Genomic DNA, 17,385 nt, shown 5'->3' with positions numbered 1-17,385 from the left:
GTATGGCGTTCCTCCGCGCACAGTAATCCACCGCTTTCCCGACTCGGAAGTAACCGCAGGTCCGACCGGGCGGGCCGCACACGGCGGGCCCAGCCCCCTACGCTGACGCCATGAGGATCAACGTGGTGAGCGACGTACACGGCAACACCGGGGCCCTCGCCACGGCGGGAGAGGGCGCCGACGCCCTCATATGCCTCGGGGACCTCGTGCTCTTCCTCGACTACGCCGACCACGCGCGCGGCATCTTCCCCGACCTCTTCGGCGTCGAGAACGCCGACCTCATCGTCGCCCTGCGCACCGCCCGCCGCTTCGACGAGGCCCGCGACCTGGGCCGCAGGCTCTGGAGCGAGCTCGGCATCGACCGCGCCACCGCCATCGAGTCCGCCGTCCGCCGCCAGTACGCCGAGATGTTCGCCGCCTTCCCCACCCCCACGTACGCCACCTACGGCAACGTCGACATCCCCGGCCTCTGGCCCGAGTACGCCCGCCCCGGCACCACCGTCCTCGACGGCGACCGGATCGAGCTGGGCGGCCTCGTCTTCGGCTTCGTCGGCGGCGGCCTGCACAGCCCCATGCGCACCCCGTACGAGATCTCCGAGGAGGAGTACGCGGCCAAGGTCGAGGCCCTCGGCGACGTCGACGTGCTCTGCTCCCACATCCCGCCGGACGTCCCCGAGCTCACCTACGACACCGTCGCCCGCCGCTTCGAACGCGGCAGCCGCGCCCTCCTCGACGCCATCCACCGGGTCCGCCCCCGCTACGCCCTCTTCGGTCACGTCCACCAGCCGCTCGCCCGCCGGATGCGGATCGGCGCGACCGAGTGCGTGAACGTCGGCCACTTCGCGGCGACCGGCCGGCCGTGGACGCTGGAGTGGTGACGGAGGCCCGATGACGGCGCGATAGCCTTCACACAGATACGAGTCGCGTCCATACGAGGAGCCACCGCGATGGCGGAACACACCAGCTCGAGCGTCACCATCGAGGCGGCCCCGGCCGAGGTCATGAGCGTGATCGCCGACTTCGCGCGCTACCCCGAGTGGACGGGCGAGGTGAAGGAGGCCGAGGTCCTGGAGACCGACCAGGCCGGCCGCGCGGAGAAGGTCCGCCTCCTCCTCGACGCGGGCGCGATCAAGGACGACCACACCCTCGCGTACACCTGGACCGGCGACGACGAGGTCAGCTGGACCCTCGTCAAGTCCCAGATGCTCCGCTCCCTCGACGGCTCCTACCGCCTCGCCCCGGCCGCCGGCGGCGCCCACACCGAGGTCACCTACCAGCTGACCGTCGACGTCAAGATCCCCATGCTCGGCATGATCAAGCGCAAGGCCGAGAAGGTCATCATCGACCGAGCCCTCCAGGGCCTGAAGCAGCGCGTCGAGTCGACGAAGTAAGCCGGGAGCCTTCCTCCCGCCACCCTCGCCCCCGCTTGTGTGGGCAATCGTCCCGCTGGGGCCGGGGGTCCCCCCGGACGAAGTCCGGGGGAGGGTGGGCACACGGGATGGCGCGCAGAGCGGCGCCTCCGCTCCCCGGACCTACCCCGCCCACGACGAACGGCGCCCGGTACGGTCGCCCCATGCGGATCATTCTCGTCACCGGCACAGGCGGAGCCGGACGCACCGCCGTAGCGACGGCCACGGCCCTGGCCGAGGCCAGGGCGGGCCGCCGTGTCGTTCTGGTGTCCGGCGACACCGGCGACACCGGCGACACCAGCGTCGACGTAGCCGACACCGGCCCCGGCACCCTCCGCCTCCTCACCCCCACCCCCGCCGCCGACTTCCGCCGAGAATTCCTCGCCCTCCAGGCCCGCTCCACCACCGCCCTGGACCTCCTCGGCACCACCCCCTTCGAGGACGCCGAGCTCACCGAGCTCCCCGGCAGCTCCCAGTTCGCCCTGCTCAGGGCCGTACGGGACGCGGCGGTCACCGACGCCGACCTGGTCGTCGTCGACCTGCCCCCGCTGCGCGAGGCCCTGGCCCTGCTCGCCCTGCCGGAACAGCTGCGCCGCTATCTGCGCCGCCTGCTGCCGCCCGAGCGGCAGGCCGCCCGCGCGCTGCGCCCCATGCTCGCCCAGCTCGCCGGCGTACCCCTGCCCGCGCAGTGGCTGTACGAGACCACCGCCCGCTGGGAGGCGGAGCTCGCCGCCGTCCAGGAGGTCGTCGACTCCCCGGACACCGGCGTCCGGCTCGTCGTGGAACCCGGCCCCGCCGCGTCCGACGCCCTGCGCACCGCCCGCCTCGGCCTGGCCATCCAGGGCCTCGCCCTGGACGCCGTCGTCGCCAACCGGGTGCTGCCCGCCGACTCCGCGGACCCCTGGTTCGCGGCGCTCGCCGCCGAGCAGCACCGGCACCTCGCCGCCCTGCGCGAGGAGCACCCGGCCGTGCGCGAGCTGCCGCACCTGGGCCGCGCGCCCCGCGGCCCCGAGGATCTGCTCCTGCTGGCCGTGGAGGACACGCCCGCCGCCCCCGTGCCCAGCTGGCGGGTCGAGGACCGGCGCGAGGCGGACGGCATCCTGGTCTGGCACGTCCCGCTGCCCGGCGCCGTCAAGGACGGCCTCTCGCTGGTCCGCCGCGGCGACGAACTGCTCCTCGCCGCCGGACCGTTCCGCCGCAACGTCCCGCTCCCGGCCGTACTGCGCCGCTGCACCGTCACCGGCGCCGGACTCGTCGAGGGCGACCTCCGGATCCGCTTCACGCCCGACCCCGGGCTGTGGCCGAAGGCCGCTCCCTGAGCCGTCGCGAGGCGTGTACCGTCGATAGCAGGAGAACCTGAGGAGTACGCCATGAGCGATGCGGACGACGCCTGGGCGAAGGCCTGCGCCGAGGACCTGGAGGCCGAGAAGGCCCGCCGCCGCGCCGAGCGCGGGGAGGAGCCCGGCACCCCGGCCGAGGAGTTCCGCAAGCTGTTCGAGGCCGTCGCGGAGAAGTTCTCCGGCACCCTCGGCGGCCACCTCCTCGGCGGCCAGGCAGCCGAGACCGTCCAGCAGGTCGTCCACCAGGCGAAGGCCCTCGTCGAGCCCGTGATCGAGGGCAACCCGCAGGTCTTCGACCACCTCGCGGCCGCCGGCAACGAACTCCTCGCCGCCTACCGTTCGGCCGTCCAGGGCCACGAGACCCGCTGGACCCGCGGCGACACCAGCGGCACGGAACCGGGCGATCCGCGCGACGAGGGCCGCGACGAAGGCCCGGGCACCGGGCAGCACATCGATCTGGACTGATCGGGAGCGCCCTCCCCCTCGGGTACGGTTGGCCCTAGCGGGGCTCGACCGAAAACTGAGGGACACATGGGACTCACCATCGGCGTCGACATCGGCGGCACGAAGATCGCGGCCGGCGTGGTCGACGAGGACGGCAAGATCCTCGACACCCACACCGTGCCCACCCCGCCGACCCCCGAGGGCATCGTCGACGCCATCTGCGCCGCGGTCTCCGAGGCCGGCAAGGGGCACCAGATCGAGGCCGTCGGCATCGGAGCCGCGGGCTACGTCGACGACAAGCGCGCCACCGTCCTCTTCGCGCCGAACATCGACTGGCGGCACGAGCCGCTGAAGGACAAGGTCGAGCAGCGGGTCGGCCTCCCCGTGGTCGTGGAGAACGACGCCAACGCCGCCGCCTGGGGCGAGTACCGCTTCGGCGCCGGCCAGGGCCACGAGGACGTCATCTGCATCACCCTCGGCACCGGCCTCGGTGGCGGCATCATCATCGGCAACAAGCTGCGCCGGGGCCGCTTCGGCGTCGCCGCCGAGTTCGGCCACATCCGGGTCGTCCCCGACGGCCTGCTGTGCGGCTGCGGCAGCCAGGGCTGCTGGGAGCAGTACGCCTCCGGCCGCGCCCTCGTCCGGTACGCGAAGCAGCGCGCCGCCGCCACCCCCGAGAACGCCGAGGTCCTGCTCGGGCTCGGCGACGGCACCCCCGAGGGCATCCAGGGCAAGCACGTCAGCCAGGCCGCCCGCGCGGGCGACCCGGTCGCCGTCGACTCCTTCCGCGAGCTGGCCCGTTGGGCCGGTGCCGGTCTCGCCGACCTGGCCTCGCTCTTCGACCCGTCGGCGTTCATCGTCGGCGGCGGCGTCTCCGACGAGGGCGAGCTGGTCCTGGACCCGATCCGCAAGTCCTTCCGGCGCTGGCTGATCGGCGGCCAGTGGCGTCCGCACGCCCAGGTGCTCGCCGCGCAGCTCGGCAACAAGGCCGGACTCGTCGGCGCGGCCGACCTGGCCCGCCAGGGCTGAGCCCCGGCAGCCACGCCTTCACGCCCGTGCCCGTCGTGCCCTCTGGGGCGCGGCGGGCACGACGCCTATCGTGGGCCCATGCCGACCGGTGCGAACACCTCGATCAGCGAGCTGCCCAAGTCCCGTACGGAACCCGACGGTTCGGCCGTCGTCCGGGTGCTGTCCTACAACATCCGCTCGATGCGCGACGACGAGGACGCCCTCGCCCGGGTGATCCGGGCCTGCGCCCCCGACCTGGTCTTCGTCCAGGAGGCCCCGCGCTTCTTCCGCTGGCGCAAGCACGCGGCCCGGCTCGCCGCCAAGAGCGAACTCGTGGTCCTCTCCGGCGGCGCCACCGCCGCCGGACCGATGCTGCTGTGCTCCCTGCGGGCCACCGTCGAACGCACCGAGGACGTCCTCCTCCCGCTCACCCCGGGCCTCCACCGGCGCGGCCTCGCCACCGCCGTGGTCCGCCTCGGCGGCGCCCGCGTCGGCCTCGTCAGCTGCCACCTCAGCCTGCGCGCCGACGAGCGCTACGCCCAGGCCGGCCTCGTCCTCGACCGGGTCGCCGCCCTCGGCACCCCGCACGCGATCGTCGCCGGCGACCTCAACGAGGGTCCCGGCGGACGCGCCTTCGGCCGCCTGGCCAAGGAGCTCCAGGACGGCTGGGCGACCAGCCCCTGGGGCACCGAACACACCTTCAGCCCGACCGCCCCGCACCAGCGCATCGACGCCGTCCTCACGACACCGGGCGTCGACATCCTCAGCTGCGGCGTCCCCACGGACCTCGACCCGCACGACCTGAGAACGGCGACGGACCACCTGCCCGTACTGGCGGTGGTCCGTATCCCCGCCGAGCGCTCGGCCCCGGCGATCCCTGCCTCGTCGGACTCCTGAGGAGCTACACGACCGCCCCGCGCCCCGGGTCGTCGAAGCCGTCCTCGTCCTCGTCGTCGTGCTTCATCCGGGCCACCAGCGTCACGAAGCCGCCCAGGAAGCCGCCCACGCACAGGGTGGTCAGCCACCAGGTCATGTCCCACTGGAGCAGCACCGCGAGCAGCAGCAGCACCGGGCCGCCGACCACCGCGAGCCAGGCGAACTTGGTCGTCGTGTCGGCCTCCGGCAGCGGCGGCGGCTCCGGCGGGACGAAATGGCCCTCGTCGGAGTCCTCGGCACCCTTGCGGCCCTTGCCCTTCGTGCCTTCCGGCGCCTCGTCCGGCTCCGCCACCGAGTAGTCGCGCGGGCCGAGGCCCACGCCCGGCGCGAAGACGATCGACGAGCCGAGCGCGGGCCGCCCGGCCCCCTCGCCGTCCCCGGAGTCCTCGGAGTCCCCGGCCTTCCCGCCGCTCCCGGCGCCCTCGGCCCCGTCCTCCTCGGACGCCGGCTTCCGGAACTTGTCCGGCTTCGCCGCCGCCCCGCCGTCCTCGGGCATCGGCGGCAGCGCCAGGTCCTCCACCGGCCGGAACGGCCTGGTGCCCGGCGGGTCCACCGGCTCCTCGCCGTACCCCGCGACGATCGCGGCCCAGGCCGCCTCCTCGTCGATGGGCTGCGGCTCGCGCTCCCCGTCCTGCTGCTCAGCCACCGCTCGCGCTCCTCTTCTCGCCGACGAGTTCCGGAGCGAGCCGGGACACGAACGCCCAGCTCTCATCGAAGATCCGCTCCGCGTCGTGGTCCAACGTCGCCACGTGGTAGCTCTGTTCCAGCAGGACCTCCTTCACGTCCGTCGACGAGACCCGGCTCAGCACCCGCGCCGAGTCAGCCGGCGGCACCACATGGTCCAGCGGGCTGTGCAGCAGCACCATCGGCTGCGTCACCTGCGGCAGCTCCGCGTCCACGAGCTGGAAGAAGCGCCGCAGCGAGTGCGCCGCGTGCAGCGGCACCCGGTCGTAGCCGACCTCGGCCGCGCCCGGCTTCGCGATGTCGCTGGCGATGCCCTTGGTCGACGGCACCAGGTGCCGGACCACCGGCAGCGCCTTCGCGGCCAGGCCGTGCACCTTGTTGCCCGGGTTGACCAGGACGATGCCGCTGACCGCCTCGCCGTGCCGCGCCGCGAGCCGCAGGGTCAGCGCCCCGCCCATCGACAGGCCCATGACGAAGACCCGCTCGCAGCGGGCGGACAGCTCGCGCAGGGCCTGGTCGACCTCCGCGTACCAGTCCTCCCAGGTGGTGAGCTGCATGTCCTGCCAGCGCGTGCCGTGCCCCGGCAGCAGCGGCAGCGACACCGTGAGGCCGCGCTCGGCCAGATACTCGGCCCAGGGGCGCAGCGACTGCGGGGAGCCGGTGAATCCGTGACAGAGGAGTACGCCGACCTTTCCGCCCTCGTGGCGGTACGGCTCGGCTCCAGGAAGGACCGGCACGGGGTCTCCTGTTCGGGTTCGACTTCGGGCCTGGCTCTCGCGGACACCCGAAGCGGCGACGGAAAGGGGAAGGCTTTCACCGTACGCGACCGGACCGACACCGACCAGGGCCGTTCGCACGAAGGAGCACGGCGGCCCGGCGCTGCCGCGCCGCCCACGGCGGTCCGGCCGGGCCCGCACGGGATAAAGTCGTCGTGACGGCACACGGAAGGCATGGCGAGTTGATCTACGGCGCAATGAAGTTCTCCCTCGGCGGGTCCCTGAAGCTCGCCTTCAGGCCCTGGGTGGAGGGCCTGGAGAACATCCCCGCCGAAGATCCGGCGATCCTCGCGAGCAACCACCTCTCCTTCTCGGACTCCTTCTTCCTGCCCGCGGTCCTCGACCGCAAGGTGACCTTCATCGCGAAGGCCGAGTACTTCACCACCCCCGGCGTCAAGGGCAAGCTGACGGCCGCCTTCTTCAAGGGCGTCGGCCAGCTCCCGGTGGACCGCTCCGGCGCCCGCGGCGCGGGCGAGGCGGCGATCAAGGCCGGCATCGAGGTCATCGAGGCCGGCGGCCTCTTCGGCATCTACCCCGAGGGCACCCGCTCGCCCGACGGGCGCCTGTACCGCGGCAAGCCCGGCGGCCTCGCCCGCGTGGCGCTCGCCACCGGCGCCCCCGTGATCCCGGTCGCCATGATCGACACCGAGAAGATCCAGCCGCCCGGCAAGCTGGTCCCCAAGCTGATGCGCCCGGGCATCCGGATCGGCAAGCCGCTCGACTTCACCCGCTACCAGGGCATGGAGGGCGACCGCTTCATCCTCCGCTCGGTCACGGACGAGGTCATGTACGAGATCATGAAGCTGTCCGGCCAGGAGTACGTGGACATCTACGCGACCGCCGCCAAGCGGCAGATCGCCGATGCCGAGAAGGCCGCCAAGGAGGCCGTCAAGGCCGAGATCGCGGCACGGGAAGAGTCCGGCGCCTGACCCTCTGCGAGGGGAGTGCCCAGGGGTGGGGAAGATGGCCAGGCGCGAACGGGTCGTGCGCATGTCGGTCGAGCAGCCGCTGTGGCGCGCGCTCACCGCGTACCGCGTCCTGACGATGATCTACGCGGTTCTGCTCTTCGGTTTCGGGCACAGCCGCTACGAACGCCCCTGGGTGGCGGCCGGCTTCCTCGCCGTCATGTGCGTCTGGACCCTCGCCACCCTCCCCAAGGTGGCGAGCGCGGTCAACTGCACCCGGCGCTTCCTCGTCGCCGACCTCGCCCTCGCCCTCACCGGCATCCTGCTCACCCCGCTCGCCGACGAGCAGGCCCGGTCGATGGACAGCACCACCCTCCCCTCCATATGGACGGCGGGCGCCGTCCTCGCGTACGCGATCAAGGGCGGCTGGCGCTGGGCGGGCTTCGCCTCCTCCTTCGTCGCCGTCGCCAACATCATCGAGCGCGGCCACCCCAGCCGCGACACCCTGCACAACGTGCTGCTCGTCTGGGTCGCCTCCATCGCCATCGGTTACGTGGTCGAGGTCGCCCGCGCCTCCGAGCGCACCCTCGCCCGTGCCCTGGAGATCGAGGCCGCGACCCGCGAGCGGGAGCGGCTCGCCCGCGACATCCACGACAGCGTGCTCCAGGTCCTCGCCATGGTGCAGCGGCGCGGCACCGCGCTCGGCGGCGAGGCGGCCGAGCTGGGCCGGATGGCCGGCGAGCAGGAGGTCGCCCTGCGCACCCTGGTCGCCGGCGGGCTCACCCGTACCTCGTACGTCTCCGAGGACGAGTCCGAGGGCGCGGTCGTCCGGATCGTGGAGGAGCCCGACGACGAGGCCCGCTCCGGCGCCGAACTCGACCTGCGCACCCTGCTCGCGCCCCGCGCCGGCTCCCGCGTGACCCTCTCCGACCCGGGCACCCCGGTCCTCCTGCCGCCCCCCGCCGCCCGCGAACTGGCCGCCGCCGTCGGCGCCGCCCTGGACAATGTGCGGGTGCACGCGGGCGACGGCGCGCGGGCCTGGATCCTGGTCGAGGACTGGGGCGACGAGGTGATCGTGACGGTCCGGGACGACGGCCCCGGCATCCCCGAGGGCCGGCTCGACCAGGCCGAGGGCGAGGGCCGGATGGGCGTCGCCCTGTCCATCCGGGGCAGACTGCGGGACCTCGGCGGCAGCGCCGAACTGATCTCGGTCCCCGGCCAGGGCACCGAAGTGGAACTGAAAGTCCCGCGGGCACCGCGGGAGCGGCGGGGGAAGGCGGGAACGAAGTGAACGAGCAGCAGCAGATCAAGGTGATGGTCGTCGACGACCACCCGATGTGGCGGGACGCGGTGGCCCGCGACCTCGCCGAGGCGGGCCTCGACGTGGTGGCCACCGCCGGCGACGGCGAGCAGGCGGTGCGGCGCGCCGCGGCGGCCGGCCCGGACGTCCTGGTCCTCGACCTGAACCTGCCGCTCAAGCCGGGCGTCCAGGTCTGCAAGGAACTCGTCGGCGCCAACCCCCGGCTGCGGGTCCTGGTGCTCTCCGCGAGCGGCGAGCACGCCGACGTCCTGGAGGCGGTGAAGTCCGGCGCCACCGGCTACCTGCTGAAGTCGGCCTCCACCGAGGAGCTGATCGACGCGGTCCGCCGCACCTCCGTCGGCGACCCCGTCTTCACACCGGGCCTCGCGGGCCTGGTCCTCGGCGAGTACCGGCGGCTCGCCTCCGAGCCGCTCCAGGCGGCCGGCGGCGACGAGCCGAAGGCGCCGCAGCTGACCGAGCGGGAGACCGAGGTGCTGCGCCTGGTCGCCAAGGGGCTGAGCTACAAGCAGATCGCCGAGCGGCTGGTCATCTCGCACCGCACGGTGCAGAACCACGTCCAGAACACCCTCGGCAAGCTCCAGCTGCACAACCGGGTCGAACTCGTCCGGTACGCCATCGAGCGCGGCCTCGACGACGCCTGATTCACTCGGTTCGCCGTGTCGGGGCGACCCGGCCCCCCACTAGCGTGGGCCGCATCCCCCCACGTACGGCGAAGGAGTGCCCATGCACGTCGGTGTGCTGACCGGCGGCGGCGACTGCCCCGGGCTCAACGCGGTGATCCGAGCGGTCGTCCGCAAGGGCGTCCAGGAGTACGGCTGGAGCTTCACCGGCTTCCGTGACGGCTGGCGCGGGGCCGTCGAGGGCGACACGGTCCCGCTGGACGTGCGGGCCGTCCGCGGCATCCTGCCGCGCGGCGGCACCGTGCTCGGCTCCTCCCGGACCGACCCCTTCGGCGTCCCGGACGGGGCGCGGCGGATCGGGGAGCGGCTGGCCGAGCGCCGGACCGACGCGCTGATCGCCATCGGCGGGCGCGGCACCCTGGCCATCGCCGCCCGGCTGCACGCCGAGCACGGGGTGCCGTGCGTGGGCGTGCCGAAGACCATCGACAACGACCTGTCGGCCACCGACTGGACCTTCGGCTTCGACACCGCCGTCGGCATCGCCACCCAGGCCATCGACCGGCTGCACACCACCGCCGACTCCCACCGGCGGGTCCTCGTCGTGGAGGTGATGGGCCGGCACACCGGCTGGATCGCCCTGCACGCCGGGCTGGCCGGCGGGGCCAACGTCATCCTCGTCCCCGAGCAGCGCTTCGACCTCGACCAGGTCTGCGCCTGGGTCGCCTCCCGCTTCGAGGCCACCTACGCCCCGATCCTCGTCGTCGCCGAGGGGGCACGGCCGCGGGACGGCGCCGTGGTGGAGGGCTCGGTGGGGGTGTGGCTGGCCGCCGCCATCGAGCGGCGCACCGGCAAGGAGGCCCGCACCACCGTCCTCGGGCACGTCCAGCGCGGCGGCAGCCCGAGCGCCTTCGACCGCTGGCTGGCCACCCGGTTCGGACTGCACGCCGTGGACGCCGTACGGGACGGGGCGCACGGCACGATGGTGGCGCTGCGCGGCACGGAGGTGGTCCGGGTCCCGCTGGCCGCCGCCACCGCCCGGCTCAAGACGGTCGACCCGGCGCTGTACGCCGAGGCGGGCGTGTTCTTCGGCTGAGGGCGGGCGGTCGGGGGAGCCCGTATATTCGCTCCCGTACCCAGACATATACGGCGCAATCCCCGGAGGGGCCCCATGGAGATCCTGGCATTCGGTGTACAGGCGGACGAGAAACCGCTGATCGAGAAGGCCTTCGCGGGGCACCACGAGGTGCGCTGCCTGGACGTCTTCCTCACCGAGGACACCGCCCCCATCGCCGCCGGCTACGAGATCGTCTCGACCAGCGTCAACGCCAGCCTCGACCACCGGGTGCTGCAGACCCTCGCGGCCGGCGGGACCCAGATGATCGCCCAGCGCTCCACGGGCTTCAACAACATCGACCTCGACGTGGCCGAGCGGCTGGGCCTCACGGTCGCCCGCGTCTCGTACTACTCGCCCTACTCCGTCGCCGAGTTCGCCTGGACCCTCGCGATGGGCGTCAACCGGCGGATCGTCCGCGCCTCCATCCGCACCCGCGACTTCGACTTCCGGCTCGACGGGCTCATGGGCCGCGACATGCGCGGCCGCACCGTCGGCGTCCTCGGCACCGGCAAGATCGGCGAGTCGTTCACCCGGATCGCCCACGGCTTCGGCATGAACCTGCTCGGCTGGGACGTCGCCGAGAACCCCGCCTGCCTCGAACTCGGCATGAAGTACGTGGAGAAGGAACGCCTCCTCGCCGAGTCCGACCTCATCAGCCTGCACGTGCCGCTGCTCCCGGCCACCCACCACCTCATCGACGCCGCCGCGCTCGGCAGGATGAAGGACGACGCCATCCTGGTGAACTCCAGCCGCGGCGGCCTCATCGACACCGAGGCCCTCGTCCGCGAACTGCGCGCCGGGCGCTTCACGGGCGTCGGACTCGACGTGTACGAGGCGGAGGCCGGGCTCTTCTTCCTCGACAAGTCCCTGGAGGTCGTCGAGGACGACACCCTGGCCCGCCTGGTGACCTTCCCCAACGTGCTGGTCACCTCCCACCAGGCCTACTACACGGTCGACGCGGTCGGACAGATCATCGACACCACGGTCCAGAACGTCCTCAACTACCTCGCGCGCCGGCGCGACGAGAACGTCCTGGTGCCGAAGATGCCGAAGACGGCCTGAACGCCGACGACGCTAGACGAGCACGCCCGCGAGGAGCGAGGCGGTCACGGCGGCGCCCTCCTTCGTCAGGACCGACTCCGGGTGGAACTGCACGCCCGCGAACCCCGGCCCGCGCAGCGCGTGCACCTCGCCGGTGCCCGCGTCCCGGCTCACCTCGATCCGGTGCAACGCCAGCTCGGTCGCCGTCCGCTCGTCGCACCGCGCCGTGAAGCTGTTGTAGAAGCCGACCGTCCGCTCCTGCCCGAACAGGTCGATCCGCACCTGCGCGCCCTGGAACGGGACCCGCTTGCGGACGATCTCCAGGCCCAGCTCGGCCGCGATCAGCTCATGGCCCAGGCAGACCCCGAGGAGACCGTGCCGGTGCCCGCGCAGCAGCTCCGCGGTGAGCCCGCGCAGGAAACGCATCTTCGGGTCGGCGGCGTCCGACGGGTCCCCGGGACCGGGCCCGAGCACGACCGGCCCCTCGTGGGCGAGCGCCAGCTCCCGCAGCCCCGGCTCGTCGTAGCGCAGTACGGACACCTCAAGGCCCGAGGAGCGCAGCAGGTGCGCCAGCATCGCGGTGAAGGTGTCCTCGGCGTCCACGACCAGCGCGTGCCCGGACAGCTCGGCGGACCGGTCCTGCATCTTCAGCCAGAACGGCGCCAGGTCGGCCCGGCGCGCGTCGAGCGCCGCCCGGACCCGGGGGTCGTCGGCCAGCCGCGGCGCCACCGCGCCCGCGTCGGCGGGGCGCCCCTCCCGCACCCCGAGCGCGGTCAGCACGCCCGCCGCCTTCGCGTGGGTCTCGGCGACCTCGCCCGCCGGGTCGGAGTGCCGCACCAGCGTGGCGCCGACCGGGACCCGCAGCCGCCCCTCGGGCGAGATGTCGGCGGTCCGGATCAGGATGGGGGAGTCGAGGGTCTGCGCCCCGTTCTCGTCGGTGCCGAGCAGGGCGAGCGCCCCCGCGTAGTAGCCGCGGCCCCCGAGTTCGTGCCGCTCGATCACCCGGCAGGCGTTCTGCACCGGAGAGCCGGTGACGGTCGCCGCGAACATCGTCTCGCGCAGCACCTCGCGCACGTCCAGCGAGGACCGGCCGCGCAGCTCGTACTCCGTATGGGCGAGATGTGCCATCTCCTTCAGGCGGGGTCCGATCACCACCCCGCCCCGGTCGCCGACGGTGCACATCATCTTCAGCTCCTCGTCGACCACCATGGACAGCTCCTCGGTCTCCTTCCGGTCGGAGAGGAACGACAGGAGCTGCTCGGCGGTCGGCGCGGCCCCCGACGGGTAGCGGAAGGTGCCGCTGATCGGGTTCATCACGACCGTCCCGCCGGACATCCGCACATGCACCTCGGGGCTCGCCCCGACCAGCGTCCGGTCCCCGGTGTGCACCACGAAGGTCCAGTACGCGCCCCGCTCGCCCGCGAGCAGCCGCCGGAACAGGGCCAGCGCGTCGGCCCGCCCGAAGCCCGGGATCCCGCCGGTGTAGGTGCGCCGGATGACGAAGTTCGCGCCCTCGCCGGCGCCGATCTCCTCGTCGATCACCCGCCGCACGATCCGCCCGTACTCCTCGTCGCCGACGTCGAACCCGCCGCCCTCGACCCGCACGTCATGGGCCGGGAGCCCGTCCAGGACCTCGGCGAGCGGCAGCTCGTACGCCTCGTCGGCGACCAGGACGACCAGCGGGGTGCCGTCGTCGCGGACCTCGAAGCCGCGTTCGCGGATCTGCCGGAACGGCACGAGCGCCAGCGTCGGCCGGGCGCCCACCGGCAGCTCGGCGAGCCGCCCGGCCTCGTGCACCGGACCGATCAGCACCTCGACGGTGTCGTGGTCCCGGCCCGGTGTGCGCCGGCGCAGCAGGGCGAAGGGCGGGCAGGAGTCGTCGAGGAGACGGGAGAGGAGGCGGGGGAGGTCCATGGCGGGAGTCGTTCCTTCCGATGGGGTTCGGATGCGGAGAGGAACGGCCCCGGGTACGAGAAAGGCCGCCCTCGGGCGGCCTTCGCGTGCTGTCGGTGTACGCGCAGTCAGTGGGCCGCCGGATGAGCGGTCCACCACCAGTTCTGGATCGTCTGCGTGAACATGGCGCCGATCGTAGCGCATGAGCCGGATCACACCCGTCTCATCCATCGGTCACTGGCGTGGACGCGGGCTCCGGCACCGTACTGTGGTGGCGTGACCGTGAACGCTGATACCCACGCCGTCGCCAAGGCGACCTGGCGAGACCTGCCCGCGGCGCAGCAGCCCGAGTACCCCGATGCCGAGGCTCTGCGCGACGTCGTCGCGGAGCTCCAGAGCTATCCCCCGCTCGTCTTCGCGGGCGAGTGCGACCAGCTGCGCGCCCGGATGGGAGCCGTCGCCCGTGGCGAGGCGTTCCTGCTCCAGGGCGGTGACTGCGCCGAGGCCTTCGACGCCGTCTCCGCCGACCACATCCGCGCCAAGCTGAAGACGCTGCTCCAGATGAGCGCCGTCCTGACCTACGCGGCCTCCGTGCCCGTGGTCAAGGTCGGCCGCATCGCCGGGCAGTACTCCAAGCCGCGCTCCAAGGGCACCGAGACCCGCGACGGCGTGACCCTGCCGACCTACCGCGGCGACTCCGTCAACGGCTTCGACTTCACCGAGGCCGCCCGCATCCCGGACCCCGAGCGCCTGAAGCGGATGTACCACGCCTCTTCGTCGACGCTGAACCTGGTCCGCGCCTTCACCACCGGTGGCTACGCCGACCTGCGCCAGGTGCACGCCTGGAACCAGGACTTCGTGAAGTCGTCCCCGTCGGGCCAGCGCTACGAGGCGCTCGCCCGCGAGATCGACAACGCGCTGAACTTCATGAAGGCCTGCGGCACCGACCCGGCCGAGTTCAAGGCCGTGGAGTTCTACTCCTCGCACGAGGCGCTGCTGCTCGACTACGAGGGCGCGCTGACCCGTACGGACTCGCGGACCGGCAAGCTGTACGACACCTCCGGCCACATGGTCTGGATCGGCGAGCGCACCCGTCAGCTGGACCACGCGCACGTCGAGTTCGCCGCGCGGATCGCCAACCCGATCGGCATCAAGCTGGGTCCGACGACGACCGCGGAGGAGGCGCTCACCTACATCGACCGCCTCGACCCCGACCGCGAGCCGGGCCGGCTGACCTTCATCGTCCGCATGGGCGCCGACAAGGTCCGCGACAAGCTGCCCGAGCTGGTCGAGAAGGTCACCGCCTCGGGCGCGACCGTGGCCTGGGTGACCGACCCGATGCACGGCAACACCTTCGAGGCGGCCTCGGGTCACAAGACCCGTCGCTTCGACGACGTGCTCGACGAGGTCAAGGGCTTCTTCGAGGTCCACAAGGAGCTCGGTACCCACCCGGGCGGCATCCACGTGGAGCTGACCGGCGACGACGTCACCGAGTGCGTGGGCGGGGGCGACGAGATCTTCGTCGACGACCTGCACCAGCGTTACGAGACGGCCTGCGACCCGCGCCTCAACCGCAGCCAGTCGCTCGACCTCGCCTTCCTGGTCGCGGAGATGTACCGCGATCAGTAAGGAGCTCCTCCCCCGGCTGCCGCTGGGAGGGGCCCCCGACTCCGATGGGGCGCGGATCCATGTGATCCGCGCCCCATCCTCGTGTCCGGGTCTTTCACGGCCCAGGACCGCCGGGTAAGGTTAGGTTAGCCTTATCGATCTCGGCGGGAGGTGAACCGCGTGTACGTCTGCTCATGCTTCGGTGTCACGGAGAAGCAGGTCAAGGACCACGCCGAGGCCGGCGCCTGCACGCCCCGCCAGATCGCCTCCGCCTGCAAGGCCGGCACGGACTGCGGTTCGTGCGTGAAGCGCATCCAGGCCCTCCTCGGGCGCGGCAACTGCCCGCGGCGCGAACTGCTGGACCAGGGCATGCCGGCCCTCGCGGCCGACCTGTCCGAGGCCGCCTAGTCCGCTCAGCTGGGCTGCTCGATGAGCGTCGAGCAGTAGAGCGCCTCGCCGAGCTGCTCGATCAGCTCCAGCTGGGTGTCCAGGTAGTCGATGTGGTGCTCCTCGTCGGCCAGGATCTCCTCGAAGAGGTTGGCCGAGGTGACGTCGCCCTTGGCCCGCATGACCTCGATCCCGCGCCGCAGCCGGTCGATCGCCTCGACCTCGACCTGACGGTCGGCCTCGAACATCTCCTTGACCGTCTGGCCCACCCGGACGTGGAAGAGGCGCTGGTAGTTGGGCAGGCCGTCGAGCATGAGGATGCGCTCGGTCAGCTTGTCCGCGTGCTTCATCTCGTCGATGGACTCTTCGCGGGTGTACTTGGCCAGCTTGGTCCAGCCCTTGTTGTCCTGGATGCGGTAGTGCAGCCAGTACTGGTTGATCGCGGTGAGTTCGCCGGTCAGCTGCTCGTTGAGGAACTCGAGGACCTCGGGGTCGCCCTGCATCGCTTCAGGATCCTTCCACGTATGTAACCGCCGCCACTGGGCAGGATGGCCGCATCCTCGCAGCGCACCCGGGTGGCGTCCAGTAAGTGCAGGCTTACTGTGAGTTGTCCCGAACGCCGGGATGTCCCGGGATGTCGGGCGTTGACTGGTCATGACCACCCCTCGCCGTCTGTCACCATGGATGACATGGGTCAGCCGGAGGGCGGAGTACGCCGGGAAGCAGGAGCGACGGAACTTCCGCCGGGGCAGCGCCTTCAGCGCGGCTGGCCGGTCACCCACTACGGCCCCGTGCCGCGCTTCAAGCCGGAGCGCTGGGAGTTCCGGGTCTTCGGGGCGACCGCCGACGGCGACAAGCACTGCTGGAACCACGAGGAGTTCTCGGCGCTGCCGTTCGGCTCCGTCGTGGCCGATCTGCACTGTGTGACGAAGTTCAGCATGCTCGGATCCGAGTGGGGCGGGGTCCCCGCCCGCACGATCCTGGAGCTCGCCCCGCCCGCGCCGGGCGTCACGCACGTGATGGTCTGGGCGGAGTACGGCTACAGCGCCAACATGCGGTTGGCCGACTTCGCGGCGGAGAGCACGATCTTCGCCACCCACAAGGACGGCGACCTGCTCACCGCGGAGCACGGCTTCCCGCTGCGCCTCGTGGTGCCCCACCTGTACGCCTGGAAGGGTCCGAAGTGGGTCCGGGGCGTGGAGTACATGGCCGCCGACCGGCGTGGCTTCTGGGAGGAGCGCGGCTACCACAACATCGGTGACCCGTGGACGGAGCAGCGCTACTCGTACCAGGAGGAGCCGGGCGACGGCCCCGAGCTCTAGTGGTACTGGTGGACGACGGCGTGGCCCTTGCCGCGGCCGATCATCCACTTGTTGACGGGCGTGGTCACGACGAAGGCGACCGCCAGTGAGATCGCCAGGACGATCCAGAACAGCGCCTCGGACAGGTGCGCGTCCATGGCGCCCGGCCACAGCGCGATGACGCCGTTGTCGATGAGCTCCATGACGGCGATGGACAGGGTGTCGGCGGCGAGCGCGACCTTGAAGGCGGTCTTGAAGTCGACGCCGGCCGCGAGGATGCCGCGCAGGGTGAGCGCGTAGCCGAAGAAGAAGGCCAGGATGATCGCCAGGATCATCGTCGGCATGTTGCCCCAGCCGAGCGCGGTGCCGATGATCATGCCCAGGACCTCACCGATGGCGCAGCCCGTGAGGCAGTGCAGCGTCGCCTTGGCCGCCATGGACCAGGAGGCCTTGCCCGGGCCCGCGTGGTTCTGGTGGTCGGCGTGACCCGCGTGGTTCTGGTGGTTCTCGTGCTGCTGGTGGTGACCCTCGTGGGTGGCGGTGTGCTCGTGACCGGTGTGCGCGTCGTGCTGCATGGGTGCCCCCAAAGCCGGGTAGC

Annotated in this window: 20 protein-coding genes; 14 read left to right on the top strand and 6 right to left on the bottom strand. The window is 72.3% G+C overall.

Features of this window, described 5'->3' with window-relative positions; all coding sequences use genetic code 11:
• Nucleotides 1-122 precede the first annotated feature (122 nt).
• The 6 genes from ACZ3ZE_RS01730 (at nt 123) to ACZ3ZE_RS01705 (ending at nt 5,098) form a co-directional block, all read left to right on the top strand.
• Entirely contained in the window at nt 123-878 is a 756-nt protein-coding gene (locus tag ACZ3ZE_RS01730; RefSeq protein WP_361164728.1) for a metallophosphoesterase family protein, read from the top strand.
• A gap of 69 nt (nt 879-947) precedes the next feature.
• Nucleotides 948-1,391 (top strand): SRPBCC family protein, encoded by a 444-nt coding sequence (locus ACZ3ZE_RS01725; RefSeq protein WP_361163994.1) that lies wholly within the window; start codon nt 948-950, stop codon nt 1,389-1,391.
• Between the two features lie 182 nt (nt 1,392-1,573).
• Nucleotides 1,574-2,728 (top strand): ArsA family ATPase, encoded by a 1,155-nt coding sequence (locus ACZ3ZE_RS01720; protein ID WP_361163996.1) that lies wholly within the window; start codon nt 1,574-1,576, stop codon nt 2,726-2,728.
• A 51-nt stretch (nt 2,729-2,779) separates the two neighbouring features.
• Complete coding sequence (locus ACZ3ZE_RS01715; RefSeq protein ID WP_467256990.1) at nt 2,780-3,214, top strand: DUF5304 domain-containing protein; 435 nt, start codon at nt 2,780-2,782, stop codon at nt 3,212-3,214.
• Nucleotides 3,215-3,280: 66 nt separating this feature from the next.
• On the top strand, nt 3,281-4,222 hold the full coding sequence (locus ACZ3ZE_RS01710; RefSeq protein ID WP_361164000.1) for an ROK family glucokinase: 942 nt from the start codon (nt 3,281-3,283) through the stop codon (nt 4,220-4,222).
• 78 nt (nt 4,223-4,300) lie between these two features.
• Entirely contained in the window at nt 4,301-5,098 is a 798-nt protein-coding gene (locus tag ACZ3ZE_RS01705) for an endonuclease/exonuclease/phosphatase family protein (RefSeq protein ID WP_467256989.1), read from the top strand.
• Between the two features lie 4 nt (nt 5,099-5,102).
• Here the strand turns inward: ACZ3ZE_RS01705 and ACZ3ZE_RS01700 are convergent, their stop codons facing one another.
• Nucleotides 5,103-5,783, bottom strand: coding sequence for a hypothetical protein (locus ACZ3ZE_RS01700; protein WP_467256988.1), 681 nt, complete (start codon nt 5,781-5,783; stop codon nt 5,103-5,105).
• Nucleotides 5,776-6,558, bottom strand: a complete 783-nt coding sequence (locus tag ACZ3ZE_RS01695; protein WP_361164006.1) for an alpha/beta hydrolase — start codon at nt 6,556-6,558, stop codon at nt 5,776-5,778. Before ACZ3ZE_RS01695 ends, ACZ3ZE_RS01700 begins: the two co-directional genes overlap by 8 nt.
• 221 nt (nt 6,559-6,779) lie before the next feature.
• On the opposite strand from ACZ3ZE_RS01695, the gene ACZ3ZE_RS01690 reads away from it, so the two are divergent.
• The 5 genes from ACZ3ZE_RS01690 to ACZ3ZE_RS01670 all read left to right on the top strand — a co-directional run bounded on the left by ACZ3ZE_RS01690 (nt 6,780) and on the right by ACZ3ZE_RS01670 (nt 11,619).
• On the top strand, nt 6,780-7,526 hold the full coding sequence (locus ACZ3ZE_RS01690) for a lysophospholipid acyltransferase family protein (RefSeq protein WP_467256987.1): 747 nt from the start codon (nt 6,780-6,782) through the stop codon (nt 7,524-7,526).
• Between the two features lie 34 nt (nt 7,527-7,560).
• On the top strand, nt 7,561-8,793 hold the full coding sequence (gene macS, locus ACZ3ZE_RS01685) for a MacS family sensor histidine kinase (RefSeq protein ID WP_363292990.1): 1,233 nt from the start codon (nt 7,561-7,563) through the stop codon (nt 8,791-8,793).
• 23 nt (nt 8,794-8,816) lie between these two features.
• Nucleotides 8,817-9,464 carry a response regulator transcription factor gene (locus ACZ3ZE_RS01680; RefSeq protein ID WP_361164731.1) on the top strand — a complete coding sequence of 216 codons (648 nt, stop codon included), beginning with the start codon at nt 8,817-8,819 and terminating at the stop codon, nt 9,462-9,464.
• Nucleotides 9,465-9,546: 82 nt separating this feature from the next.
• Entirely contained in the window at nt 9,547-10,536 is a 990-nt protein-coding gene (locus ACZ3ZE_RS01675; protein ID WP_361164012.1) for an ATP-dependent 6-phosphofructokinase, read from the top strand.
• Between the two features lie 75 nt (nt 10,537-10,611).
• Nucleotides 10,612-11,619, top strand: coding sequence for a 2-hydroxyacid dehydrogenase (locus ACZ3ZE_RS01670; protein ID WP_361623599.1), 1,008 nt, complete (start codon nt 10,612-10,614; stop codon nt 11,617-11,619).
• Nucleotides 11,620-11,631: 12 nt separating this feature from the next.
• On the opposite strand, the gene ACZ3ZE_RS01665 is transcribed toward ACZ3ZE_RS01670, so the two are convergent.
• Nucleotides 11,632-13,512 (bottom strand): anthranilate synthase family protein, encoded by a 1,881-nt coding sequence (locus tag ACZ3ZE_RS01665; protein WP_363292989.1) that lies wholly within the window; start codon nt 13,510-13,512, stop codon nt 11,632-11,634.
• Nucleotides 13,513-13,619: 107 nt separating this feature from the next.
• Nucleotides 13,620-13,676 carry a trp operon leader peptide gene (locus tag ACZ3ZE_RS01660; protein ID WP_361164734.1) on the bottom strand — a complete coding sequence of 19 codons (57 nt, stop codon included), beginning with the start codon at nt 13,674-13,676 and terminating at the stop codon, nt 13,620-13,622.
• 91 nt (nt 13,677-13,767) lie between these two features.
• Between ACZ3ZE_RS01660 and ACZ3ZE_RS01655 the strand changes: the two genes are divergently transcribed.
• Nucleotides 13,768-15,120 (top strand): class II 3-deoxy-7-phosphoheptulonate synthase, encoded by a 1,353-nt coding sequence (locus tag ACZ3ZE_RS01655; protein WP_361164018.1) that lies wholly within the window; start codon nt 13,768-13,770, stop codon nt 15,118-15,120.
• Nucleotides 15,121-15,270: 150 nt separating this feature from the next.
• Nucleotides 15,271-15,507: a (2Fe-2S)-binding protein gene (locus ACZ3ZE_RS01650; protein ID WP_363292987.1), complete on the top strand. Its 237-nt coding sequence runs from the start codon at nt 15,271-15,273 to the stop codon at nt 15,505-15,507.
• A 5-nt stretch (nt 15,508-15,512) separates the two neighbouring features.
• On the opposite strand, the gene bfr is transcribed toward ACZ3ZE_RS01650, so the two are convergent.
• Nucleotides 15,513-15,989, bottom strand: coding sequence for a bacterioferritin (gene bfr, locus ACZ3ZE_RS01645; protein ID WP_132915621.1), 477 nt, complete (start codon nt 15,987-15,989; stop codon nt 15,513-15,515).
• Between the two features lie 186 nt (nt 15,990-16,175).
• Here bfr and ACZ3ZE_RS01640 point away from each other — a divergent pair, with 186 nt between their 5' ends.
• The gene (locus tag ACZ3ZE_RS01640; protein WP_361164022.1) at nt 16,176-16,808 is read left to right on the top strand and encodes a sulfite oxidase-like oxidoreductase; all 633 of its coding nucleotides are present in this window, start codon (nt 16,176-16,178) and stop codon (nt 16,806-16,808) included.
• On the opposite strand, the gene ACZ3ZE_RS01635 is transcribed toward ACZ3ZE_RS01640, so the two are convergent.
• Nucleotides 16,805-17,362 carry a DUF4396 domain-containing protein gene (locus ACZ3ZE_RS01635; protein WP_467256986.1) on the bottom strand — a complete coding sequence of 186 codons (558 nt, stop codon included), beginning with the start codon at nt 17,360-17,362 and terminating at the stop codon, nt 16,805-16,807. The genes ACZ3ZE_RS01640 and ACZ3ZE_RS01635 overlap by 4 nt on opposite strands.
• Between the last annotated feature and the right edge of the window lie 23 nt (nt 17,363-17,385).

Source organism: Streptomyces sp. NPDC023157 (assembly GCF_055560575.1).
This window is presented reverse-complemented; position numbering and strand designations above follow the sequence as displayed.